The sequence below is a fragment of the Flavobacterium sp. CR10 genome (assembly GCF_055814415.1).
Genome location: NZ_CP185985.1, coordinates 120,590 through 143,606, shown reverse-complemented (window position 1 = coordinate 143,606; position 23,017 = coordinate 120,590). Strand labels below are relative to the sequence as shown.

Here is a 23,017-nt window from a genome sequence, read left to right as displayed (position 1 = left end):
ACTTAGTTCACTGCACCTTCTAATTCAGCACCAGCTTTAAATTTTACAACGTTTTTAGCTGCGATTTTGATAGTTTTTCCTGTTTGAGGGTTTCTACCGTCTCTAGCAGCTCTTGAAGATACTGACCATGATCCAAAACCTACTAATGAAACTCTTCCACCTTTTTTCAAAGTAGTTCCTACATTACCTAAAAAAGACTCTAAAGCTAATTTCGCCGCAGCTTTTGTAATTCCTGCATCAGCAGCGATAGCATCGATTAATTCTGATTTGTTCATAATAATTAGTTATTAATTGTTGGTTAAAAAAAATTGTTAATACACAAATTTAGTAGGAAATCCGTTGCGTGCAAGTGTTTTCTTTATTTTTAGCAAAAATTGTTGATAACTTGCTTTTTTTGTTCATAAAGAGTGTTGTTTGTCGATGAAAAACAAGTACAAACCCCTGTTTTACTGACGTTAATACACTTTTGCAGCATCCGAAAAACTCACTCCATTTAATAATTCTGAAGCAAGCATTCGCTTTTTTCCTGGAAATTGTAGACTTAATAACTGAATAAAGCCCTCTTTTATTGCAATCTTGATTTCTTTTTTACTGCTAATTAGCTTTCCAATCTCATAAGAATGTGATTCTGAGACTAATTTGGCTTCATAAATTTTAATGTTCAATTCTTCATTTTGGTCTTTCAAGAAGCACCAAGAAGCTGGATACGGACTTAAACCGCGAATTAAATTATTGATTTCTGCTCCAGATTTTGTCCAATCTATTTTACAGTTTTCTTTATTTAATTTATAAGCCGTTTTGATATCGTCGTTATCTTCTTGAATTTTGGTTACGACATTTCCGTTTTCAATAACTTTTAAAGTATCGATAACAGTTGTGCTTCCTAAATGCATCAAACGATCGTGTAATTGTCCTGCGGTTTCTTCTGGCTCAATATTGATTTCAGAATTTAAAATCATAGCGCCAGTATCAATTTTATCATCAATAAAGAAAGTGGTAACACCAGTTTTAGTTTCCCCATTAATAATGGCCCAGTTAATAGGCGCTGCACCACGATAATTTGGAAGCAATGATGCGTGAAGATTAAAAGTTCCTAAACTTGGCATTTCCCAAACCACTTTTGGAAGCATTCTAAAAGCAACTACAATTTGTAAATTGGCATTTAAAGCTTTTAATTCTGCTAAGAAACTTTCGTCTTTCAAATTGGTTGGCTGTAATAAAGTGAGATTGTTAGCAAGCGCATATTCTTTTACAGCTGAATATTTTATTTTTTGTCCGCGTCCTGCTGGTTTATCTGCAGCAGTAATTACGCCAACAACTTCATAGTTATGTTTAATAATGGTGTCCAAAATACCAACGGCAAATTCTGGCGTTCCCATAAATATAATTCTCAATTTCTCCATTATGATTTTAAAGTGTATTTATTATTCGCTTGTATGATAATATGATTGTTTTCGAGCAATTCCTGAAGAACCGATAAAATATCTTTTGTATCCATTTTAATCTGATTCTCAATTTCTCTCGAAGTCAAAGAAGCTGTTCTAAGCAAAGACAAAATCTTATCTGCAATCGAATCGGCTTCTGTAATTTTTCCTTTTTGTGTAATGCAGTACGAACAAATACCGCAATTTTCATTTGTTTCTTCTCCAAAATAATCCAAAACCAATCTGTTTTTGCAAGTTTTGGTGTCCTTTATATAGTGAAGAACAGATAAAAGCTGTTCTTTTTTAACTTCGTTTTGTTTTTCTAAATATTTTGAAACCCTATTTATAGTATGATCGTCCTCTCGAACTTCATTAAATAATATAGTAGCGTCATTGTTTTTGGATTTGTATTCGATGATTTCCTTTTCTTTTAATTTTTCTAAAAGCGCGATAACCTGTTCTTCAGATCGATTCGACTTTTTGGCAATTAATCCTAGATTCAAATTAGATTTCACTTCATAAACTCCAGGATAAGTTCTTAAAATCGCCAGAATAATTTCTTCATCATTTGGATTTAAACTCATGTATCGAATCACTTCTTTGGATTCAATCAAAAACTGAATGCTGATTTTTTCTGAGAATTCCTGAGACATTGTAATAATTCCCTGCTGATTCAAAAACTGTAATGCATTATACGTTTTCAAAGTTGGGAATTCGTATTTATTGCAAAAATGATTCAGTTTAAAAGAAAAAGATTCGTCCAAACCTTCTCCGTAAGCAATCTGAAAGTAGTTGCAAAGTTTATTGTACATCGTTTTCAGAAACTTTTTGTCTGGTAAAATATTTAAAAATTGCTGTTCGGTCTGAATGGAATCCGAATTGTTATAAAGCAAAACTGAAAAAGCTTTGGCGCCATTTCGTCCTGCGCGCCCAGATTCCTGATAATAATTTTCTAAGTTTTCTGGAAGTTGTGTATGAATAACCGTTTTAACATTGTCTTTGTCAATTCCCATTCCAAAGGCATTTGTAGCAACAATAACCTGAGCTTGTTCCGACATCCACAACTGCATGTTCTTGTCTTTTTCTTTTGACGAAAGTCCACCATGATAATACGTTGCCGTAAAGCCAAGTGACTGCAATTGCGAAGACATGTTCAAGCACGCTTTGCGATTTCGCACATATATAATAGAAGGTTGCGGATTTTTTTTAAGAATTTGTTCCGTGCGGTACAATTTGTCTTCGACTTCAAAAACCATATAAGCGATATTTTTTCGCTCAAACGACTGCTGGAAATGTTTTGGATTTTTTAATTCTAATTGGGTTCTAATATCTTCAATAACTCTCGGAGTTGCTGTCGCGGTCAAAGCCAGAAACGGAATTTTTGGAAAGTATTTTTTCAGTTCCGAAATTTTAAGATAGGCAGGTCTAAAATCGTGGCCCCATTGCGAAACACAATGCGCTTCGTCAACAGCAATTAAATTGATAGGTAAATTTTTAATACGCTCCAGAATCCAGTCAGATTGCAGTCTTTCTGGCGACAGGTATAAGAATTTGTAATTTCCGTATTGGCAATTATCTAGAAGATCAATTAATTCTTCGGTGTGAATTCCGCCAGTAAGAGCAATCGCTTTAATGCCTCTTTTCTGCAAATTCATCACCTGATCTTTCATTAAAGCAATCAAAGGAGAAATAACAAGACAGATTCCTTCTTGCATCATTGCGGGGACCTGAAAGCAAATCGATTTTCCGCCTCCCGTCGGAAGTACTGCAAAAGTATCCTGTCCATCAAGAACAGAATCGATAATTTCTTTTTGCAACGGTCTAAAACTGTCGTGTTTCCAGTATTTTAGAAGAATATCCTGCGCTCCGAGCATTGCGTTTGTTTTAAAGTTAAAAATTTAGAAAGCAGTTCCTAGTTTTACAACTTTAAAACCTTTTGCTAAATTTTGTCTAAGATATAAAGAATTCTGTTTTCAACTGTGTCTTTTGGAACCTCAATAAGTTCGTAACCATATTTTTTATAGGTCTCTACAAGATGCTCTTGGATTTTTACTGCCTGATCAAAATTTTCATAACGTTCAGAATCACTTTGGTAAATTTCTTCCCAAGGCGGTAAAATAAAAGTTTTAGAATATTTATAATCTTCGCAAGCTTTAACGAAACTCTCGGGATATTCATCGCCAATATAATCCATATAAGCTACTACATCTGGAATTCCGCGGTCAATAAAAACCACGTTATCAGGTTCTTCTAGAGCATTTTTGTATTGTTCAATACGACCTTCCAATAACATTTCGCTAAACAAAAGTGGCTGTTCTAGAAACAACTGCTCAATGCCTTCTTGTTGCGCTTTCATGGTAACCTGTCTAGAGATTTCTGGATAGCAACAAAAGCCACGAGCTACCAATTCGTTAATAAGTGTTGATTTTCCAGTACCAGGTCCGCCAAGCAAGACTATAATTTCTTTTTGCACTATTCTAAAAATAAAGCGCAAATTTACCTAAACTTATTTATAATTAAAAAGAATATTTATAAGAAACGAAAGATTTGGCATTTTTAGTCATCATGGGTTCCTGCTGTCCGCTCCAATCTTTTGCTTTTTAAAGAAAAAAGCAAAAGGATTTCCGCTTCCATCAGGGTTAAAAAGGAGAGATGGTTTTGTTTTTGGAATTATAAAAAAAAATATAAGCTTTCACAAAAAGAAAGTCCCAGAGGGACGACATATTTATAGAAAAATATGAGCGTTATAAAATAGCTCCAGCGGAGCGACACATTTAAAGTGATTTATATGTCGCTCCGCTGGAGCTATTTTGAAATTTAAAATCAAAAAGAAATTTTATGCACTTCCTGAAATACTTAAATCTGAATAATTATGTTTAGTCAAATTAATTATTAGACTTACATTGCAATTTCCACCATCATCCATTTGTATCAAGGAGTATTTATAGTCTTTTTTGTTATATGGATCTTTACAATAAGAATTTATTAAAACTTCTTTTTCTCCTTTTGTAGTTGTTACAACAATGCATTGGTGTATGTATTTATCGAAATTTTCAAGTTTTGATTTTTTCTCAGAAAAACATTTTTTCAAAATCTGATCAAGTTCGATTAATTCTTTCTGATCTAAATCTGCTGATTTTAAAGTTTTTGTTTTCTCATGAAAATATCTTTCATGGAAATTTGGTTCAAAAATAAAAAACGCATAGTCATTAAACTTTTCAAGATTTAGTTTGTTTTTTGTTTGAAGAAGATTTTTTGTTATCTCAATCTTTAAAGGAAAATCTCCTCGAATAAATTCAATATAATTATTTTTAATAACTGCCTTATCACTTCCGTTATAAAGAAATCTTGTTTGACTGAAATAGATAGTGTCGTTTTTTGAGTAACAGAAATCATTAAATGTCTCAAATTTTTCATGATTTACATCTTTGTCAATAATTGTAAAGACATATGAACTATCTGAGAAATACTGAAATTTAAAACTTGACTTGCCAAAGAAATTATAATGATTTATAGCAGAGATTTGCTCAATCTTTTGTTTGTTTTTTTTAGATTTAGCTTCTTTACATTGAATGCATAATCCTAATATTATTAATGATAATATAGTTTTTACTTTCATAAATTTTTATTTACTCACAAAACAAATACTTCCCAGAACTTTTTCCGTTTTTAGAAGGAACAATCAAATGCGATTGGAACTTTTTGCCATTCAAAACATCATTTACAAAATCCAAAACATATTGCTGTCCTTCGTGAAAAAGATAGCCTGAAAATTCATGTCCGCCACCGCAGAAAGTAATCAGTTCGATATCTTTATGTAAATCGGTCATTTGATTGTAAACCGCATAAGAACCAAAAAGAATCAGCCAGCCAGAAGCATTTGTTGGGCAAGAACGATGCGAACCAGCCGCGTATGGAACTGTGTCATCATTGCTTCCGTGAGCCAATAACATCGGAATCGCTTTTTCTTTTGTAATCAAATTAATATCCTGAATCGCTCCCGAACCTCCAATAAAACCTTTGTATTTAAAGTTTTCAGGAAGATTGTTTTTGTATAAGTTCATTAATTTATAATCCCAAAACGAAGCGTGGAAACCAATTTCAGCTCCAGCACTAATTCCAGAAATAAAGATTTTTGAAGTATCAAGATTGTATTTATCTGCATTCTCAATTAAGAAAGCTGTTGCTTGCCACATGTCGCTTACGCCAATTTGAATCGCTTTTATTTTTTCGGTCAAAGTTCCTTTACAGCCAAAATCTTTTCCCTTCATGTATAAACTATACGAAATGCTCGCAACCGCATAGCCATTTTGCGACATGAATTTTCCGAAATCTTTTTCGCTTGTACGCTCTCCACCAGAAAAACCTCCGCCAAAAGCAAACATGATCAAAGGAATTTTCTCGCCAGCTTTTTTCTTTGGCAGATACAAATCTAAATCTAGTTTTAAAGTGTCGTTTTGGAAATAAGTTAAGGTTTTAACTTCTTGTGCTTGAACTGAATTTAAGGTAAGAGCGATAAAAAGTAAAAGGAGTTTTTTCATTGTAATGTGTTTTTAATCTCGCAAAGCCGCTAAGTCGCAAAGTTTTTCTGCCACGACTCGAGCGATAGCGAACAGGCGAAGCAATTTCACGAATTTTCGCTAATTATTATTTTTTGATTTGCCAAGTTAATTAAAATTAGGGAAATTGAATTTTAGGATTTAATAATTTGTGTTAATTAGTGTAATTTGTGGCAAAAAAACAACCTCATTTTTAGAGTCAAAAAATCTAAAATCTAAAATCATAAATCTGAAATCAAAAACGTATATTTGCGTTTATTTTTAATTACGAATGGAGAACGATAAAGAAAAAAATACAGCCGAATTTTACGAAAGATTAAAAGTCGAGCTAGATAACGCAAATACTTGGCCAGCAGAATACTTGTACAAATTTATTGTGCCTTCTGTAGCAGATAATGTTGAGCGTGTTGAAAAAGCTTTTGATAGAATGGGAGCAGTTATTAAAACAACAAAATCAAAAACAGGTAAATTTACTAGTGTTTCTGTTGACGTTACAATGCACAGCTCAGATGATGTGATCAGCAAATACAAAGAAGTTTCTACAATAGAAGGTATAGTTTCATTATAAACTTATGATCGAAAAATATAAAAGAGAAGCAGCAAGCGACGTTGTGTATAATTTAGAATACAATTCTGAAAGACAGCGTTTAATTATCCCAGAATATGGTCGTCATTTACAAAAACTGATTGATCAGGCAACCGCAATCGAAGATGATGAAACGCGCAATAAAGCCGCAAAATACATCATTCAGGTTATGGGAAGTCTGAATCCGCATTTGCGTGATGTGCCAGATTTTCAGCACAAACTTTGGGATCAGCTTTTTATCATGTCTGATTTTAAATTGAATGTTGAGTCTCCTTACCCGATTCCGTCAAGAGATGTTTTGCAGCTAAAGCCAGAGATATTGCAGTATCCGCAGAATTTTCCTAAATACAGATTTTATGGCAATAATATCAAATACATGATAGAAGTTGCCAATAAATGGGAAGAAGGCGAGATGAAAAATGCACTGGTAATGGTAATTGCCAATCACATGAAAAAATCTTTCTTAAGCTGGAACAAAGACACTGTAAAAGACGATGTGATTTTTGAGCATTTATATGAATTATCTGGTGGTAAAATCAATTTATTGCACAGTACAGAAGAGCTTTTAAACACAACAGATTTAATGCGTACCAATAAACGCATGTCTAATAAAACAGCTTCTGGAACACAGCCAAAAATCCAGAATAACAAAAACAACAAAGGCGGTCAAAAAAAGAATTTTCAAAAAAACAATAATCAGAAGTAAAAAAGGTGCTAAGAGGCTAAGCTTCTAAGTTGCTAAGTTTTTTACTTTGACACTTTAAAAAAACAAACAAAAACAAAAACAAAAATAAAAAAAGCTGCTAAGCTGCTAAGCTACTAAGTTGCTGAGTTTTTTTACTTAGAATCTTAGAATCTCAGAATCTTAGAAACTTTGAAAGAACCTAAAAGAAATCTATGGGAATTTTTAAAATCGAAGGAGGAACTCCTTTAAAAGGAGAAATCACTCCACAAGGAGCAAAGAATGAGGCATTACAAATTTTATGTGCCGTGCTTCTAACAGGAGAGAAAGTGAAAATTAATAACATTCCTGATATTATAGACATCAATAAATTAATCACTTTGTTGGGGAATTTAGGGGTGAAAATTCAACGTAACGAACCAGGTTCGATTACTTTTCAAGCTGATGAAGTTAATGTTGGATATTTAGAAACAGAAGCTTTCAAGAAAGAAGGTGGAGCGCTTCGCGGTTCTATTATGATTGTTGGTCCGCTTTTGGCTCGCTTCGGAAAAGGATATATTCCAAAACCGGGAGGAGATAAAATCGGTCGCCGTAGATTAGATACACACTTTGAAGGTTTCATCAATCTTGGAGCAAAATTCAGATACAATAGAGAAGATCATTTTTACGGAGTAGAAACTCCTGAAGAAGGTCTTAAAGGAACAGACATGCTTCTTGACGAAGCTTCTGTAACTGGAACTGCAAACATTGTAATGGCTGCTGTTTTAGCAAAAGGAACCACTACAGTTTACAACGCTGCTTGTGAGCCATACTTGCAGCAATTGTGTAAAATGCTTAACTGTATGGGAGCTAAAATCACTGGAGTTGGATCTAACTTGTTGACTATCGAAGGTGTTGAAAGCCTTGGTGGTTGCGAGCACAGAATTCTTCCGGATATGATTGAAATCGGTTCTTGGATTGGTCTTGCAGCTATGACAAAAAGCGAAATCACAATCAAAAATGTAAGCTGGGAAAACTTAGGATTGATTCCGAATACTTTTAGAAAACTTGGAATTACAGTTGAGAAACGTAATGATGATATTTACATTCCTGCTCACACAAATGGGTACGAAGTAAAAACAGACATTGACGGTTCTATCTTAACTATTGCCGATGCGCCATGGCCAGGATTTACACCTGACTTGTTAAGTATTGTTTTGGTTGTAGCAACTCAAGCAAAAGGAGATGTTTTGATTCACCAAAAAATGTTCGAAAGCCGTTTGTTCTTCGTTGACAAATTAATCGATATGGGAGCAAAAATTATGTTATGTGATCCGCACAGAGCTGTGGTTATGGGGCATAATTTCGAATCTCAATTGAAAGCAACAACCATGTCCTCTCCAGATATTCGTGCGGGAATCTCATTATTGATTGCGGCGCTTTCTGCAAAAGGAACAAGCACAATCCAGAATATCGAGCAAATCGACCGTGGATATGAGCGTATCGATGAGCGTTTAAGAGCAATCGGCGCAAAAATCGTGAGAGCTTAAATAAAAGTTAGCCACGAATTACACAAATTGCACTAATTTTTAATTTTTGAAATTCAATTACACGAATTTAATTTTTAAAAATTAGTGAAATAAAACACAATGTTAGTCTTCGTGTAATTTGTGTAATTCGTGGCAAAAAAATAAATGTCTTTAAATGACAAATGAACAAAAAGCTATAAAAGCTACTATTTTTAGTATAATAGGAAATACCTGCTTGGCCCTTATAAAAGGTCTCGCAGGTTTTTTTGGCAATTCTTATGCCTTAATTGCAGATGCAATTGAATCAACGACGGATATATTTGCGTCATTTTTGGTGTTGTTTGGAATCAAATATTCGAATAAACCAGCAGATGAAAATCATCCTTATGGCCACGGTCGTGCAGAGCCACTTATTACCTTTCTAGTTGTTGGATTTTTAATTACTTCTGCTACTATTATTGGTTATGAAAGTATTGCCAATATTGGCACTTCGCACGATTTGCCTAAATCTTGGACATTATATGTTTTAGGAGCCATCATTATTTGGAAAGAATACTCTTTCCGTTTGGTAATGAAGAGAAGTAAACAGACTAATAGCACTTCACTAGCAGCTGACGCTTGGCATCATAGAAGCGATGCTATAACTTCTGTGGCTGCATTTATCGGAATTTCGATTGCTTTAATTATGGGAAAAGGCTATGAGTCTGCTGATGATTGGGCAGCACTTTTTGCAGCGTTTTTTATTCTCTATAATAGTTATAAAATTTTCAGACCTGCGCTTGGCGAAATCATGGACGAAAACCTTCATGAAGATTTGGTTGAAGAAATCCGTGTTGTAGCACTAACGGTTCCAGGGATTTTGGGTACTGAAAAATGCTTTATCCGTAAAGCTGGAATGAAATATCATGTTGATTTGCATGCAATTGTTTCGGCAAAAATTTCGGTTAAAGAAGGGCATGATTTGGCACATTTATTAAAAGATACTTTAAGAAAAGAAATTCCAGAACTTGGACATGTGTTAATTCATGTTGAACCAGATGATTATTCCTAAGATTCTAAGGTTCTGAGATGCTAAGATTCTAAGCTTTTTCCTTGTCAAAGTTTTAAACTTTGACAAGGATTAATTTAAAAATCAGCTTAATTTACAATCTACTTGAAACCAGATTATAAATTAAGCTGATTTTTTTTAAGATTGAAAATCTTTGTGAGGGCTTCGACTTCGCTAAGCTTGACAAGAATAACTATTAGGTATTAAAAGAAAAACTTAGAATCTTAGCATCTCAGAACCTTAGTATCTTTTTTTAATCTAATGCATTTAAGATTTTCAAGCCAAAAACCACCCCGTTTTGCTGAATGCCACCTTGATAAGAATGCACATAATCTACTCTGAATAATTTGAATTTTCCAAAACCTAAATTATCTAGACCGATGGTGAACTCAGAATATGGTTTTCGATCGGGAATTGCTAAAGCATGAAAGCCAATATTCATAGTCGATTTCAAAAGATTTAACAGCGGAATTTTATTCATGATAAAACCAGTGTCATTATATTCAGTATGCATTTCGAAATAACTGTCATTTGTGCTATTTGAGTAATAAGGCATCATGTTAAAAACATTCAAATAACGGTCACTTGTTTCTATATGAGTCTGATTTCCGTTAAAATGTCTATAATCAATAAATGAGATGTTTTCTGCATTAAAGAATTTTCCCGCTCTAAAATTGGTTCCTAAAAGACCTTTGTTTCCAAATGATAAATCATATTGGACAGAAGCACCAATTCTTTCATATTCATACTTTTTTTCGCTTGCCGCGAATGCTTTTTCGAACGCTAAATAAACTGTTGGATATTTATCGTTTTTAAAATTATATCTTCCGTCAGGTCTTGATATATATTTATTGCCAAAATTTATTCTCGTTGTTACAAGGGCTTTGAACAAATGATGCTGGTCAAAAGCTGGAGTTGTAAAATCGTTTGGCGCCAAAGGATTGTTTGAAGAATAAATGTCATCTTTTTTAAAGAAAGAATAATCAGTTGTATTGAAAAGCGGTTTACGCTGTTCGTAACCAATTTTTCCAGTAAAATTTATTCCGTTTGCAATATCTTGTCCATAATTTATTTCTGCAAATTCCAAGTTGTACAGTTTCATGTAGTTGTCTTTAAAAAACAAAGAACTTATAGAATTGACAAGTTTAGAAATGGGTTCGGCGCTATTAAACTGAGCTGTTTTTACACCGCCAGAGCCCCATATTGTAGCATAATTTATAGTGTTGAAACGATGGCTGAATTGGCCAATTGCACGAAAACGTTCATCAGAAAAGCCATAATTGAAAGTAGTGCTTATCGAAGTATTTGTTCCTTTTTCTTCATCCCATTTTTTGAAAGAAAACCCAGAATCTAAATTAAAACCTTGAACGGTATTGAAACTCAAAGAAGCTATATTCAGTAAGCCTTTATAATCAAAAGAATATTTTTTGAATGTGTTTTTGTAGTCATAGCCCATTAAAATATCCCAGACCTTAAATTTGTTGTTTCTGGCATCAATAGAATCGGTATACTTTTTTGATTTTCTAATCGTCTGCAAACTGTCTTTTTTGGCATAATCAGAGCTTTCTTCAATAGTTAACGGTATTGGGCGAATTTCATTCCAGAAAGCATCGTCTTTTTTGTTGGCATTAAGTTCAAACGCCACGATTTCGTTTCCGAAAGTTTTTTTGTCAAAAGAATTAGGAAATTCATAATTCGAATAAACATAATTGAAGTTTCCAGAGAATTTTATTCCAAAAATACCTGCTGTAAAAGAAAGCGTCTGTGCATTTTTAGACCAGATTTTGTTTTTTGTGTTATAACTAAAACTCTGTTTTAGAGTCATCACTTCTGTAAACTCGTTTTTCATTCGATACCCTTTAATGTCTAGATCAATGGCATAAATCGCAAAACTGTCATCTACAATATAAATGTAACCTTCAAAAACGGGTTCTTTATCTCGTTTAGGAATAACTTTAATTTTGTTTATCTGTTGATTGTTGTCATCATAAAAAGTGCTTTCCAATTTGTATTTGTAATAATTGAAAGCATTGTCGGCAATAGGAGAGATGAGTTTTACATCAAAATCTAAAGTATTGTCGTAAAAATCATAAGTCGATAAAGCAGCTGTATTATAGCTATAACCGCGATTGTTTCCTGAAATTTTTGAAGCAATAATTTTTTCTTTTAGTTTATCTGGTTTTTCAAAAGTCACTTTCGAAATGGTTTCAGATAAATACAAAATTCCCGTTCCAGTAGAATCTAGATTCGAAGCCATGTCATCGCCCAATTCTACTTTTTTGCCTAGAATTTTTTTAGGAAGATCTTTAACTTTAAACATACCTTTCGAATAAAAATCGGCTGTATATCTTCCTGTTTTATCTGAGTTTTCTTTTTTATTTGCTATGGCGCTTTTTATAATTGCGTTTGCAGGATTGTTTTTAGGATCAATGATTACTTCGTTTAAAGCAAAACTTTCTTCCTCAAGACTAACATCTACATTGACTATTCTTGTCGCAGCAAGAATGGTTATTTTTTTAGTTTTATAACCTAAATATTGAAAAGTGATAACGTTTCCGCCAATTTCTTTTACATTCAGCTGATATTTTCCCTGTTCATTTGTAGTGGTTCCAGCATAAGTGTTTTCTTCAAAAACGGATACAAAAGGAAGCGGATTTCCTTTATCATCAGTTACAGTTCCTCTGATTTGAGCAAAATTAGAAAGTGAAAAAAGTAGAAAGGCAAGTAAAGTATAGTTTCTCATACAAATGTGGTATATCTTACAAAAATATAATAAGTTAAATCTGAGCTTATTAATAATTTGTTAAATTGAATGAGATGATAGTTTGTCTCACTGAGCGAAGTCGAAGTCGAATTCTCAGTCCAGAATAACATTATATTATAAAAAAGACTGTATAGCCAATTCGTAACTTTTTAGTCCGAAGCCTAGAATAACACCTTTTGCATTTCCAGATAAATACGATTGATGTCTAAAGCTTTCGCGCGCATATGTATTTGAAATATGAACCTCAATGACTGGCGTGGTAACGGCTTTCATAGCATCGCCCAAACCGATGGAAGTGTGTGTGTACGCTCCAGCATTCAGAATAATTCCGTCAAATGAAAAACCAACTTCTTGAATTTTGCCAATCAATTCGCCTTCAATATTGCTTTGGTAATATGAAAGTTCAATGTTTGGGAATTTTTGTTTCAACGTTTCAAAATAATCTTCAAAAGTCTGGCTTCCGTAAACTTCTGGTTCGCGTTTTCCTAAAAGATTCAAATTTGGTCCGTTGATAATGCAGATTTTCATAAGTTTTTTTTATTTTGAGATATTGACATTGCAATTGATTTTGCAATTGTCATTGAACTTTGTAAAAATAAAAAAAACCGCACTAATAAATAGAGCGGTTTTTATAAAAGTATGTGATATTCTTTTAGAACATATATCCTGCTGAAATTTGGAATACTGAGTTTTTAAAATCAGCTTCTTCTGAAATTTCTGTTAAACCTATTCCATAACGTGCTTGAACAAAAAGACCTCCAACAACTTTTAATCCTAAACCAGCATTAAGAGAGAAATCAAATGTTTTTGGATCTGCAACATCAAATTCTTTTTTATTGCTAACAAGGAATGATGCTTGTGGACCAAGTTCTAAACTAAGAGATTTAGTCATGTAGAATTTTGCCATTACAGGAATAGCGATATAACCCATTTCGTTTTTAAAATCCTGTACAGCACTTTTGTATTCTGCTCCTTGTGTAGTATATAAAAGTTCTGGCTGAATTGAGAATTTTTCTAATAATTTAAGTTCTGCTACAAGACCTGCGTGGTAACTTGTAATACCTTCTTTGTCAACGGAAATTCCATCAAAATCAGAACCTCCAGTTTGGTTGGCAAAGTTAACCCCTGCTTTAACCCCGATTTGTACAAATTGTGCGTTTACTGCCGCTGATGTTGCAATGAACATTACAGCTGCTAAAATTATTTTCTTCATAAAAAGGTTTTTAAAAATTGGTATTTTAAAATGTTATTTAAAGTTCAAAACTACATATTTAGCATTTTATTGCATTATAATTTGGATTAAATAATTACTAAAATTCCCACTCAAATTGCTTTTTCTTGTCTCATAAATGCCTTTTCTTCTTTCAATGCTTTGATTTTCAATTAGTCTATATCGATTTCATTTTTGTCTTATTTTAATACTTTTTAAACTTATTGCGGAGTTTATTTTGTAAGTCTAATCTTAGTTTTGTCGAATGTTAATCAAATAATATTTTAAAAATTATGAAAAAAATTGTTTTGGCTGCTATTGCAGTATTAGGCTTTACATTTGCTAATGCACAAACGGGAGGATTCGCAAAAGGAGATACATTTATTTCTGGAGCATTGAATGTGAGTTCAGAAAAAACAGGTGATGCTAAAAGTAGCGGTTTCACAATTGAGCCAAAAGTAGGTTATTTTGTTACTGAAAATATTGCGATTGGAGCAAAATTAGGATTTGGTTCAGATAAAGTAGGTGATGATAAAACAAACTCATTTACAGCTGGAGCTTTTGGTAGATACTATTTTACGCCTGCTTCTCAATTTTCAATCTATGGACAAGCTGGTCTTGATTTTACAAATTACAAGTACAAGCCAAGTGATGCCAAATCGAATGAAATTGGAGCTAACCTGGGTTTAGGTTTGAGCTATTTCTTATCTAATCATTTTGCAATTGAAGCAACTTGGCTTGGTTTAGGATACAGCGTAAACAACAATGGAGGACATGGAGCTGACAAAACTAATTCTTTTGGCTTTGGTACAGACTTAAGAGATGTAAGTTTCGGAGTTGTTTATAAATTCTAAAAAAAAGATTTAGTTAATTTTTTTTAAGCTTTTCTCATAATGAGAGAGGCTTTTTTTGTTGTTTTTTGTAATGTGAAAAATTCTAATTTTTAAATTGATTTAATCTAGAATTAACAATTAGCCTGTTAGTTACTATTTTATTTGTTAAATTCCTAATGTAGATTTATGAAGAATATTTTTATATTTGGCTCATTAATTTAACCCAAAACAAATTAGAATGAAAAAAATTATTTTATCTGCCATTGCAATTATGGCTTTTGCATTCACAAATGCTCAGGAAACAAGATTTGGAATAAAAGGAGGTCTTAATATTACAACTTTTGCAGGCGGAAATTATTGGGATGCTAACTCTTTAGTAGGTTTTCAAGTAGGAGGTTTTGCTGAGATTAAAGTTATTGAAAGATTATCTATTCAGCCAGAGCTTTTGTTCTCTACTCAAGGCGCTAAATTGAAGTTTGCAGGCGATAAATTTGATACTAAATTAAATTATATTAATGTGCCTGTTTTAGCGAAGTTTTATATCACAAAACAATTTACTGCTGAGGCTGGACCACAATTAGGATTTTTAGTTTCTGCTAAAAGTGAAGGCAGAGATGTGAAAGATGGTTTCAAATCTGTTGATACGGGATTTAATTTCGGACTTGGATATAACTTTACTGATAACTTCTCAGTTGGTGCTCGTTATACAGTAGGTTTGTCTAATATTGCAGATAATGATGCAGATACTTGGGACGAATATTACGATAGTCCAAAAAACAGTGTTTTTGCTATAACTGCGGCTTATAAATTTAATTAAAACATTAAAATATTAAAAAAAAACCTTCCTAAATAATGGAAGGTTTTTTTATGTAAACTTTTTTTGTAATATAAGTTAGTAAGTAAGTATATTTTTATATTTGACAGAATTTTAACCAAAACAAATAAAAATGAAGAAACTTTTTTTATCTGCGGTTGCAGTTATGGTATTTACTTTTGCAAATGCGCAAGACGGAAACTTTAAGGTTGGAGCTCACGTCGGAGTCGTTCTAGGAGATTTAAAAGATTCCTATTCTGCGAATTTAGGTGTGGATGTTGCATATCTTTGGAATGTTGCTGATAAATTTAGCGTTGGTGCAACTACAGGTTATACCGCTTATGTTCCTAAATCTGACAGTTATGATTATGGGGATATATCATACAGAATTAAAAGTCCTAATGCTGGTTTTGTTCCATTGGCAGCAACTGCACAATATTCGATAACAGATAATTTGTTTGTTGGTGTTGATTTAGGTTATGCAATCTATGCATCAAGCGGTAGCGGAGATGGAGGAGTTTTGTATCAGCCTAAATTTGGTTATCAGAATAAAAAAATTGAATTGTTTGCCTCTTATAAAGGAATATCTGATGATGCTACTCTATCTTCTTTAAATATTGGGTTTAATTATAAATTTTAGTTTATAGTTTAATAAATTTTATGGAACCTTCTCCAAGTAGAGAAGGTTTTTTTATGCCAAAAAAATTACTTACTTTGTAAATATGAATTGGAGCAGATATATAAAAGATTATCAGTCGTATTTGAGGATAGAGAGAGGTTTGTCTAAAAATACAATCGAAAATTACGGCTTTGATATTGAACGTTTATGTCTTTTTTTAGAAACGAATCAAATAGATGTTTCGCCAATAAAAATTTCTGATGAAACATTACAGCAGTTTATTTATACAGTAGCTAAAGAAGTAAATCCGAGATCACAGGCGAGGATTATTTCTGGGCTTAAAAGTTTTTTTAATTATCTGGTTTTTGAAGATTATAGAAATGACAATCCTTTAGAATTAATTGAGGCGCCAAAAACAGGCCGAAAATTGCCTGACACTTTATCGCTTCAGGAAATTGATGCGCTGATCGAAACAATTGATTTAAGCACCAATGAAGGCGAGAGAAACCGCGCAATGCTCGAAACTTTGTATGGTTGCGGATTACGTGTTTCTGAATTGATTACGCTTAAAATTTCAGATCTTTTTTTTGATGAAGGGTTTATTAAAATTACGGGAAAAGGAAACAAAGAAAGATTTGTTCCGATAGGGCCTCTAACTCAAAAATATATTGATATATATAGAAATGCGATTCGTTGCAATCTCAATATTAGAAAAGGCGCAGAAGATACTTTGTTTTTAAATCGACGTGGGAATCAGTTAACTCGTGCAATGGTTTTTACCATCATTAAAGATCTTGCACAGAAAATGGGCCTGAAAAAAAGTATAAGTCCGCATACCTTACGTCATTCATTTGCAACGCATCTGCTTGAGAATGGTGCTGACTTAAGATCTATTCAGTTAATGCTTGGTCATGAATCAATTACAACAACAGAAATTTACGTGCATTTAGATCGAAGCTTTCTAAAAGAAGTGATGCATAGTTTTCATCCGAGAAAATAATTTCTCAATTTTGCATGTAATATTGCAAAAATTTATATATTGTGTTAAAATCTTGTTGTAATAAAAGCAAAACAATAATATGTTGTGATTTTTCTCTCTTTTTAAAGAAGAAGCTTGAAGTATTTTATTTACATTAAAAGGTAGTATATGGTTTTTGATTTGTATGGAAATGAAGATTGCTTAGAGGTAAATAATTTTTATAAAAAATTGTTGGCTGAAATGCCTGACCTGCTTTTTCAATTTGTTATTGATGCTGATAATAATTACACATTTCCCCTTGTAAGTAAATCAGCAGATGAAATATTTGAACTTTCTGCAGCCGATTTTAATAACGATATAAAGTTTATAGTTTACGATCGCATTTTACCTCAAGATCGCGAACTTTTTTTTCAGTCTTTGGTTACAGCAAGAAAAGAAATAAAGCCTTGGGAAATCGAATTTAGAGCCACTCTACCCAAAAAAGGAATTCGTTGGTTTAAGATTGCAGCAAAAACAGAATCTGCAGTAAATGGAAATGTTGTTTTTTACGGACACGTTTCGGATATTACCGAACTAAAAGATAAAGAAGAAAAGCTTCGAATTTCTGAAGAGCGTTTTCAATTTGCCTTAGATGCTTCTACTGCCGGAATTTGGGATTGGGATATGGTCACCAATAGGGTTTTTTACTCTTCTCTGTCTCTTAAAATTTTAGAACTGGAATCGACTGATATTTTTGATGATCCAGAACGATGGGATAAAATTGTGCATCCAGATGATCTTCCGAAATATTATTCGGATATCCACGAACATTTTGATAATAAAATTCCGTTTTATGAAAATTATCATCGTGTAATGACTTCCAGCGGTAATTATAAATGGATTCTGGATCGTGGAAAAGTTATCAAACGTGATGAAAACGGAAAGCCTTTGCGTGTAATTGGAACGCATACAGATGTTTCAGCTCAAAAAGAAAAAGAGTTGGAGCTTATGAAAACCATGAAACTGTATAGTGATCAAAATAGTCGTTTATTGAACTTTTCTCATATTGTTTCTCATAATTTAAATACTCAGGCAGGAAATATAAAATCGATTTTAGATCTTATTGATGCAGATGTTAGTAAACAGACCGTGACAGAAATGCTGGAATATTTACGCACCGTTTCTAATGATCTGAATGAAACTATTTCGAATCTTACCCAAATTGTAAAAACGCAGAGTAATATTAATATTGCGGTAGTGCCACTAAAACTTTGTGAATATATCGAGAAAACTATTTCAACGATTAAAGGGTATCATAAAGAGCGAAAAGTCACCATTATAAACAACGTTCCCAAGTATTTAACGATTAATTTTAATCCGGCCTATATGGAAAGTGTTTTGTTGAATTTTGCAACAAACGCAATTAAATATGCCCATCCAGATCGTGATCCCGTAATTACTTTTGATTTTGCAATCGAGCCTGAAGGTTTTAAATCGCTTAAGATTACAGATAATGGTCTAGGGATTGATTTGAAGGTGTATGGAGATTTATTGTTCGGAATGTATAAAACCTTTCATAAGCATGAAGAAGCTCGAGGTATTGGTTTATACATTACAAGAAATCAAATTGAAGCGATGAAAGGAACGGTTGAAGTGGAAAGTGAAGTAGGGGTTGGGACAAGCTTTAAAATCGTTTTTAATGATATGTAAACCTGCAAAGAGCTAAATAAAAATAAAGGCTGTCAATTGACAGCCTTTATTTTTTTCTATATATTATCTCCCAGATTATTTAGCAATGTTTACAGCTCTAGTTTCTCTAATAACTGTAACTTTTACTTGTCCAGGATAAGTCATTTCTGTTTGAATTTTTTGTGAAATTTCGAAAGATAAGTTTGCTGCATTGTCATCAGAAACTTTTTCGCTTTCCACAATTACACGAAGCTCTCTACCAGCTTGGATTGCATAAGCGTTTTTAACTCCGCTGAATCCGTAAGCTACATCTTCAAGGTCTTTCAAACGTTGGATGTAAGAATCGAGAACCTGACGTCTAGCGCCTGGTCTAGCTCCAGAAATAGCATCACAAACCTGAATGATTGGAGACAATAAAGATTTCATTTCAATCTCATCGTGGTGAGCTCCAATTGCGTTGCATACTTCTTCTTTTTCACCGTATTTCTCAGCCCACTGCATACCTAAAAGTGCGTGTGGCAAATCGCTTTCTGTATCTGGCACTTTTCCGATATCGTGTAATAAACCAGCTCTTTTTGCTAATTTCACGTTCAATCCTAATTCTGCCGCCATAATACCGCAAAGTTTAGAAACCTCTCTCGAGTGCTGTAATAAGTTTTGCCCGTAAGAAGAACGGTATTTCATTCTACCTACAACTTTAATTAATTCTGGGTGTAAACCGTGAATTCCTAAGTCGATAACCGTACGTTTACCAACTTCAATAATTTCGTCGTCGATTTGTTTTGCAGTTTTAGCCACAACTTCTTCGATACGTGCTGGGTGAATACGTCCGTCAGTTACTAATTTGTGTAAAGACAAACGAGCAATTTCTCTACGAACTGGATCAAAGCAAGAAAGAATAATTGCTTCTGGCGTATCATCAACAATAATTTCAACTCCAGTTGCAGCTTCAAGCGCTCTAATGTTACGTCCTTCACGACCGATAATTCTACCTTTTACATCGTCAGATTCAATGTTGAAAACAGAAACGCAGTTTTCTACCGCTTCTTCCGTTCCGACTCTTTGAATAGTATTGATGATGATTTTTTTAGCTTCTTGCTGTGCAGTCAATTTTGCCTCTTCAATAGTTTCTTGAATATGAGACATTGCTTTTGTTTTAGCTTCAGCTTTTAATCCTTCTACCAATTGTTCTTTAGCTTCCTCAGCAGAAAGACCAGAGATTACTTCTAATTGCTGTAATTGGCTTTTGTGAAGTTTGTCAACTTCAGCTTGTTTTTTGTCTAAAACTTCAATTTTATTGTTGTATTCGGCTGTTTTAGCTTCAAAATCTTCGTTTATTTTTTTAGCTTTAGAAAGTTCATTAGAAACTTGAGATTCTTTATCGCGAACGCGTTTTTCTACTTCAGCAACTTTTTTATCACGCGCTAAAATAACTTGTTCGTGTTCTGATTTTAGTTCGATAAAACGCTCTTTTGCTTGAAGAATTTTATCTTTTTTGATGTTTTCAGCTTCTAAATTTGCGTCTTTTAAGATAGAAGCCGCTTCTTTTTTAGCGTTTTTAATTAGGTTTGAAATATTACTTTTCTCGATAATTTTAGCTATTGCAAATCCTGCCGCAATACCTACAATACCAATAATGATCGTTATGATGTCCATGTTTGTTAGGGTTTATATATAAAAAAAGCCTACATTAATTGCTTGTATAAACTCGTAAAGACAAGTTTTGAGCTAACTCACTGTTCAAGTTTCCCAGCCAAAAGGAGGGCATACTATAGTAGCGACGATTTGCTCATTCTAAATTGTTAGTGTTGAGTTTACCAAATGTGAACTAATGTAGGCAGTATCTTAGTTTCTGTAAAGAACGTTTAATTTTCGAGATATTGATCTAAAAGCGTATTTAATCTTTTAATTCTTTCGATAGTTTCTTCTCCATCGATTGCATTATCAATCTGTTTTTGTTCTACCTGCGATGCAAATTGCAATGCACACATAGCTAGAACATCTTGTTTGTCACGAACCGCGTAATTTTCTTCGAACTGCTTGATCATGGCATCAATTTTTTTAGAAGCACTTCTAAGTCCTTCTTCCTGAGCCGGTTCAACCGTAAGTGGGTAAACGCGGTCGGCAATTGATATTTTAATTCTAAGCTTTCCGTCCATGTTATTAATCTGATAGTTGCGCTATGCAGTAATCAATTTCGCGAATTAATGAATTTATTTTAAGCTTTGTCTCTCTCTTGTTATTGTCGCTGCCAAGCAACGAATTGGCTATCTTAAGTGTTTCATTTTGCTTCTTCAAAGCTTCCATTTCCTCAGATTGTTTCTGGATAATTTGCGCAGCTTTGGCTAGTTCTAATCGTAGAGCTTGATTGTTTTGTTCAAAGGCTTTTGATTTCTCAAAAAGCTTTTCAACTTTATATTCAAGAGTATCAATTATTTCTGCAATTACACTCATTATACATCCTATTCATTACTTAATCCTACAAAGTTAATATTCCTTTTTATTAATGCAATTTTTTATCGATTTTTTTGCATTATTTTAGATAAATATATTGTAATTCAATTAATTGGGTTTTTGAAGCTTTTTTCTTGCTTTTGTTGGCTTATTTTTGCTTATCTTAGCAAAAATGTTGTTTATGAGAATATATGTACTTGCCCTTTTAATTTGTAATTCTGTGTTTGGTCAAACACAATATCCTAAAGATTATTTCCGTCCCCCGTTAGATATTCCAATGCAACTTTCCGGTAATTTTGGGGAGTTAAGACCGAATCATTTTCATGCTGGTTTTGATTTAAAAACCAATCAGAGAGAAGGTTTAAGCGTGCATGCAATTGCAGATGGATATGTTTCGCGAATTAAAATTTCGACTTTTGGAAACGGAAAATGTATTTATATAACGCATCCAAATGGATATACTTCTGTCTACGGGCATTTGCAAACACCAACTGGAACAATTTTAGATTATGTAAAAAAAACGCATTACAAAGAAAAAGCCTATGAGATTGAAATGTTTCCAAAGCCAGATGAGCTTCCAGTTAAGAAAGGCGATATAATCGGGCTTTCAGGAAATACAGGTTCGTCAGAAGGACCGCATCTTCATTTTGAAATTCGTGATACAAAAACAGAGTTTGTGATCAACCCAATTTTCTTTGGCTTTGACCAAAATTTAAAAGATACCAAAAAACCAACTTTGTCTAGTTTGTATGTTTATCCTTTAGATAATGCAACGGTAAATCAGTCAAAACAGCCTTTGTTGGTAAATATGGCACTTCAAAAAGACGGAACTTATCTAGCTTCAAAAGTTAAAGCTAACGGAAAAATTGGTTTCGGAATTAATGCTGTCGATACGGATGATGTGTCGCATAATAAAAATGGAGTTTTTAATGTTTCGACTTTTTTAAACGGTAATCAGAATTATAATTATCAGTTTAATACGTATTCTTTTGATGAAATGCGTTATATCAATGCTTTGATCGATTATTCACGATATAAAAAATCGGGACAGCGAGTACAAAAACTTTTTATGAAAACGCCTTTTGCGTTAAGCATCATCAAAACAGATTCGCTTCGCGGTATAGTAAAAGCTGAACCTAATCTAACTTCAAATTACAAAATTGAAGTTTCAGATTATTTTGGGAATATGAATTCGATTACAGTTCCAATTGAGTTTGATGCTGCGACAACACTTGTAGAATCGGAGTCAACAAACGGAAAGTATTTTATTAAGTATAATAGAGATGCCAATTTTGAGAAAGACAATATGTCAGTTTTCTTTCCTGCTGGAACTTTTTACGATGACTTCAATATGAATTTTGATGTGAGAAATAACAAAATTTTTATTCATGACGATACTGTTCCTGCACATTCTAATTTTACGATTACCATAAAAGATGATACTTATCCAGAATCTTTACGAGATAAACTTTATATTGGTAAAGGAACAAGTTATAACGGAACAATCAGAAAAGGTGATGTTTTTACTGCAAAAGCAAAAATATTAGGGACTTACGGTTTAGTTCTCGATACGATTCCGCCAGTTGTTAAAATTGCAAAACCAATTGAAGGAAAATGGATTAGCGATCAAAAGAAAATCGATTTAACAATAAGCGATTCTTTGTCTGGAATAAAATCTTATAACGGATATTTGAACGGAAGTTGGGTTTTGTTTGAATACGAAAATAAAGCGAGAAGAATTACGCATACTTTTGATGATCAGTATTTAGCAGAAGGAGAAAACGTATTAAAAGTTGAAGTTGTTGATAATGTAGGAAATACTACTATCTTTGAAACTCGTTTTTTTAGAAGTCAACAAAAATAAAACCC

22 protein-coding genes are annotated in these 23,017 nt (G+C 33.1%); 10 read left to right on the top strand and 12 right to left on the bottom strand.

The window, feature by feature from the left end; translation table 11 throughout:
• Positions 1 to 2 precede the first annotated feature (2 nt).
• The 6 genes from ACNRYB_RS00715 to ACNRYB_RS00690 all read right to left on the bottom strand — a co-directional run bounded on the left by ACNRYB_RS00715 (position 3) and on the right by ACNRYB_RS00690 (position 5,965).
• Positions 3 to 275, bottom strand: coding sequence for an HU family DNA-binding protein (locus tag ACNRYB_RS00715; RefSeq protein WP_008464760.1), 273 nt, complete (start codon positions 273 to 275; stop codon positions 3 to 5).
• Positions 276 to 455: 180 nt separating this feature from the next.
• On the bottom strand, positions 456 to 1,403 hold the full coding sequence (gene fmt, locus ACNRYB_RS00710; RefSeq protein WP_129748032.1) for a methionyl-tRNA formyltransferase: 948 nt from the start codon (positions 1,401 to 1,403) through the stop codon (positions 456 to 458).
• The gene (locus ACNRYB_RS00705) at positions 1,403 to 3,298 is read right to left on the bottom strand and encodes a RecQ family ATP-dependent DNA helicase (protein WP_473728960.1); all 1,896 of its coding nucleotides are present in this window, start codon (positions 3,296 to 3,298) and stop codon (positions 1,403 to 1,405) included. The genes fmt and ACNRYB_RS00705 overlap by 1 nt, the downstream gene beginning before the upstream one ends.
• A gap of 65 nt (positions 3,299 to 3,363) precedes the next feature.
• Entirely contained in the window at positions 3,364 to 3,897 is a 534-nt protein-coding gene (locus tag ACNRYB_RS00700) for an AAA family ATPase (RefSeq protein WP_129748034.1), read from the bottom strand.
• Between the two features lie 363 nt (positions 3,898 to 4,260).
• Positions 4,261 to 5,043 (bottom strand): hypothetical protein, encoded by a 783-nt coding sequence (locus tag ACNRYB_RS00695; protein ID WP_473728959.1) that lies wholly within the window; start codon positions 5,041 to 5,043, stop codon positions 4,261 to 4,263.
• 10 nt (positions 5,044 to 5,053) lie between these two features.
• On the bottom strand, positions 5,054 to 5,965 hold the full coding sequence (locus ACNRYB_RS00690) for an alpha/beta hydrolase family protein (RefSeq protein WP_473728958.1): 912 nt from the start codon (positions 5,963 to 5,965) through the stop codon (positions 5,054 to 5,056).
• Positions 5,966 to 6,254: 289 nt separating this feature from the next.
• On the opposite strand from ACNRYB_RS00690, the gene ACNRYB_RS00685 reads away from it, so the two are divergent.
• The 4 genes from ACNRYB_RS00685 (at position 6,255) to ACNRYB_RS00670 (ending at position 9,810) form a co-directional block, all read left to right on the top strand.
• Complete coding sequence (locus ACNRYB_RS00685; RefSeq protein WP_066033683.1) at positions 6,255 to 6,551, top strand: DUF493 family protein; 297 nt, start codon at positions 6,255 to 6,257, stop codon at positions 6,549 to 6,551.
• A gap of 4 nt (positions 6,552 to 6,555) precedes the next feature.
• On the top strand, positions 6,556 to 7,275 hold the full coding sequence (locus ACNRYB_RS00680; protein WP_343707461.1) for a DUF4290 domain-containing protein: 720 nt from the start codon (positions 6,556 to 6,558) through the stop codon (positions 7,273 to 7,275).
• 191 nt (positions 7,276 to 7,466) lie between these two features.
• Positions 7,467 to 8,780 carry a UDP-N-acetylglucosamine 1-carboxyvinyltransferase gene (gene murA, locus ACNRYB_RS00675; RefSeq protein WP_473728957.1) on the top strand — a complete coding sequence of 438 codons (1,314 nt, stop codon included), beginning with the start codon at positions 7,467 to 7,469 and terminating at the stop codon, positions 8,778 to 8,780.
• 154 nt (positions 8,781 to 8,934) lie between these two features.
• Positions 8,935 to 9,810, top strand: coding sequence for a cation diffusion facilitator family transporter (locus ACNRYB_RS00670; RefSeq protein WP_473728956.1), 876 nt, complete (start codon positions 8,935 to 8,937; stop codon positions 9,808 to 9,810).
• Between the two features lie 250 nt (positions 9,811 to 10,060).
• On the opposite strand, the gene ACNRYB_RS00665 is transcribed toward ACNRYB_RS00670, so the two are convergent.
• The 3 genes from ACNRYB_RS00665 to ACNRYB_RS00655 all read right to left on the bottom strand — a co-directional run bounded on the left by ACNRYB_RS00665 (position 10,061) and on the right by ACNRYB_RS00655 (position 13,784).
• Positions 10,061 to 12,550, bottom strand: a complete 2,490-nt coding sequence (locus ACNRYB_RS00665; protein WP_473728955.1) for a DUF5686 and carboxypeptidase regulatory-like domain-containing protein — start codon at positions 12,548 to 12,550, stop codon at positions 10,061 to 10,063.
• 135 nt (positions 12,551 to 12,685) lie between these two features.
• Entirely contained in the window at positions 12,686 to 13,099 is a 414-nt protein-coding gene (gene aroQ, locus ACNRYB_RS00660; protein WP_066035150.1) for a type II 3-dehydroquinate dehydratase, read from the bottom strand.
• 124 nt (positions 13,100 to 13,223) lie between these two features.
• Positions 13,224 to 13,784: a porin family protein gene (locus ACNRYB_RS00655; protein WP_473728954.1), complete on the bottom strand. Its 561-nt coding sequence runs from the start codon at positions 13,782 to 13,784 to the stop codon at positions 13,224 to 13,226.
• 290 nt (positions 13,785 to 14,074) lie between these two features.
• Between ACNRYB_RS00655 and ACNRYB_RS00650 the strand changes: the two genes are divergently transcribed.
• From ACNRYB_RS00650 to ACNRYB_RS00630, 5 genes are all read left to right on the top strand, one after another.
• Entirely contained in the window at positions 14,075 to 14,635 is a 561-nt protein-coding gene (locus ACNRYB_RS00650; protein WP_473728953.1) for an outer membrane beta-barrel protein, read from the top strand.
• Positions 14,636 to 14,852: 217 nt separating this feature from the next.
• Positions 14,853 to 15,431 (top strand): porin family protein, encoded by a 579-nt coding sequence (locus ACNRYB_RS00645; protein WP_066033688.1) that lies wholly within the window; start codon positions 14,853 to 14,855, stop codon positions 15,429 to 15,431.
• 130 nt (positions 15,432 to 15,561) lie between these two features.
• Positions 15,562 to 16,068 (top strand): hypothetical protein, encoded by a 507-nt coding sequence (locus ACNRYB_RS00640; RefSeq protein ID WP_473728952.1) that lies wholly within the window; start codon positions 15,562 to 15,564, stop codon positions 16,066 to 16,068.
• Between the two features lie 82 nt (positions 16,069 to 16,150).
• Positions 16,151 to 17,047 carry a site-specific tyrosine recombinase XerD gene (gene xerD / locus ACNRYB_RS00635; protein WP_473728951.1) on the top strand — a complete coding sequence of 299 codons (897 nt, stop codon included), beginning with the start codon at positions 16,151 to 16,153 and terminating at the stop codon, positions 17,045 to 17,047.
• A gap of 147 nt (positions 17,048 to 17,194) precedes the next feature.
• Positions 17,195 to 18,715 carry a sensor histidine kinase gene (locus tag ACNRYB_RS00630; protein WP_473728950.1) on the top strand — a complete coding sequence of 507 codons (1,521 nt, stop codon included), beginning with the start codon at positions 17,195 to 17,197 and terminating at the stop codon, positions 18,713 to 18,715.
• A gap of 75 nt (positions 18,716 to 18,790) precedes the next feature.
• Here ACNRYB_RS00630 and rny read toward each other — a convergent pair whose 3' ends face one another.
• The 3 genes from rny to ACNRYB_RS00615 form a co-directional block, all read right to left on the bottom strand.
• Positions 18,791 to 20,350 (bottom strand): ribonuclease Y, encoded by a 1,560-nt coding sequence (gene rny, locus ACNRYB_RS00625; RefSeq protein WP_111363704.1) that lies wholly within the window; start codon positions 20,348 to 20,350, stop codon positions 18,791 to 18,793.
• Positions 20,351 to 20,559: 209 nt separating this feature from the next.
• Positions 20,560 to 20,853 carry a cell division protein ZapA gene (locus tag ACNRYB_RS00620; RefSeq protein ID WP_008464801.1) on the bottom strand — a complete coding sequence of 98 codons (294 nt, stop codon included), beginning with the start codon at positions 20,851 to 20,853 and terminating at the stop codon, positions 20,560 to 20,562.
• 4 nt (positions 20,854 to 20,857) lie between these two features.
• Positions 20,858 to 21,148, bottom strand: a complete 291-nt coding sequence (locus tag ACNRYB_RS00615) for a hypothetical protein (protein WP_111363708.1) — start codon at positions 21,146 to 21,148, stop codon at positions 20,858 to 20,860.
• 181 nt (positions 21,149 to 21,329) lie between these two features.
• On the opposite strand from ACNRYB_RS00615, the gene ACNRYB_RS00610 reads away from it, so the two are divergent.
• The gene (locus ACNRYB_RS00610) at positions 21,330 to 23,012 is read left to right on the top strand and encodes a M23 family metallopeptidase (RefSeq protein ID WP_473728949.1); all 1,683 of its coding nucleotides are present in this window, start codon (positions 21,330 to 21,332) and stop codon (positions 23,010 to 23,012) included.
• Positions 23,013 to 23,017: the final 5 nt, after the last annotated feature.

Coding starts and splice junctions, on each gene's coding strand:
- ACNRYB_RS00715 (WP_008464760.1), bottom strand. CDS start 275: ATGAACAAATCAGAATTAATCGATGCTATCGCTGCTGATGCAGGAATT.
- fmt (WP_129748032.1), bottom strand. CDS start 1,403: ATGGAGAAATTGAGAATTATATTTATGGGAACGCCAGAATTTGCCGTT.
- ACNRYB_RS00705 (WP_473728960.1), bottom strand. CDS start 3,298: ATGCTCGGAGCGCAGGATATTCTTCTAAAATACTGGAAACACGACAGT.
- ACNRYB_RS00695 (WP_473728959.1), bottom strand. CDS start 5,043: ATGAAAGTAAAAACTATATTATCATTAATAATATTAGGATTATGCATT.
- ACNRYB_RS00690 (WP_473728958.1), bottom strand. CDS start 5,965: ATGAAAAAACTCCTTTTACTTTTTATCGCTCTTACCTTAAATTCAGTT.
- ACNRYB_RS00685 (WP_066033683.1), top strand. CDS start 6,255: ATGGAGAACGATAAAGAAAAAAATACAGCCGAATTTTACGAAAGATTA.
- ACNRYB_RS00680 (WP_343707461.1), top strand. CDS start 6,556: ATGATCGAAAAATATAAAAGAGAAGCAGCAAGCGACGTTGTGTATAAT.
- murA (WP_473728957.1), top strand. CDS start 7,467: ATGGGAATTTTTAAAATCGAAGGAGGAACTCCTTTAAAAGGAGAAATC.
- ACNRYB_RS00670 (WP_473728956.1), top strand. CDS start 8,935: ATGACAAATGAACAAAAAGCTATAAAAGCTACTATTTTTAGTATAATA.
- ACNRYB_RS00665 (WP_473728955.1), bottom strand. CDS start 12,550: ATGAGAAACTATACTTTACTTGCCTTTCTACTTTTTTCACTTTCTAAT.
- aroQ (WP_066035150.1), bottom strand. CDS start 13,099: ATGAAAATCTGCATTATCAACGGACCAAATTTGAATCTTTTAGGAAAA.
- ACNRYB_RS00655 (WP_473728954.1), bottom strand. CDS start 13,784: ATGAAGAAAATAATTTTAGCAGCTGTAATGTTCATTGCAACATCAGCG.
- ACNRYB_RS00650 (WP_473728953.1), top strand. CDS start 14,075: ATGAAAAAAATTGTTTTGGCTGCTATTGCAGTATTAGGCTTTACATTT.
- ACNRYB_RS00645 (WP_066033688.1), top strand. CDS start 14,853: ATGAAAAAAATTATTTTATCTGCCATTGCAATTATGGCTTTTGCATTC.
- ACNRYB_RS00640 (WP_473728952.1), top strand. CDS start 15,562: ATGAAGAAACTTTTTTTATCTGCGGTTGCAGTTATGGTATTTACTTTT.
- xerD (WP_473728951.1), top strand. CDS start 16,151: ATGAATTGGAGCAGATATATAAAAGATTATCAGTCGTATTTGAGGATA.
- ACNRYB_RS00630 (WP_473728950.1), top strand. CDS start 17,195: ATGGTTTTTGATTTGTATGGAAATGAAGATTGCTTAGAGGTAAATAAT.
- rny (WP_111363704.1), bottom strand. CDS start 20,350: ATGGACATCATAACGATCATTATTGGTATTGTAGGTATTGCGGCAGGA.
- ACNRYB_RS00620 (WP_008464801.1), bottom strand. CDS start 20,853: ATGGACGGAAAGCTTAGAATTAAAATATCAATTGCCGACCGCGTTTAC.
- ACNRYB_RS00615 (WP_111363708.1), bottom strand. CDS start 21,148: ATGAGTGTAATTGCAGAAATAATTGATACTCTTGAATATAAAGTTGAA.
- ACNRYB_RS00610 (WP_473728949.1), top strand. CDS start 21,330: ATGAGAATATATGTACTTGCCCTTTTAATTTGTAATTCTGTGTTTGGT.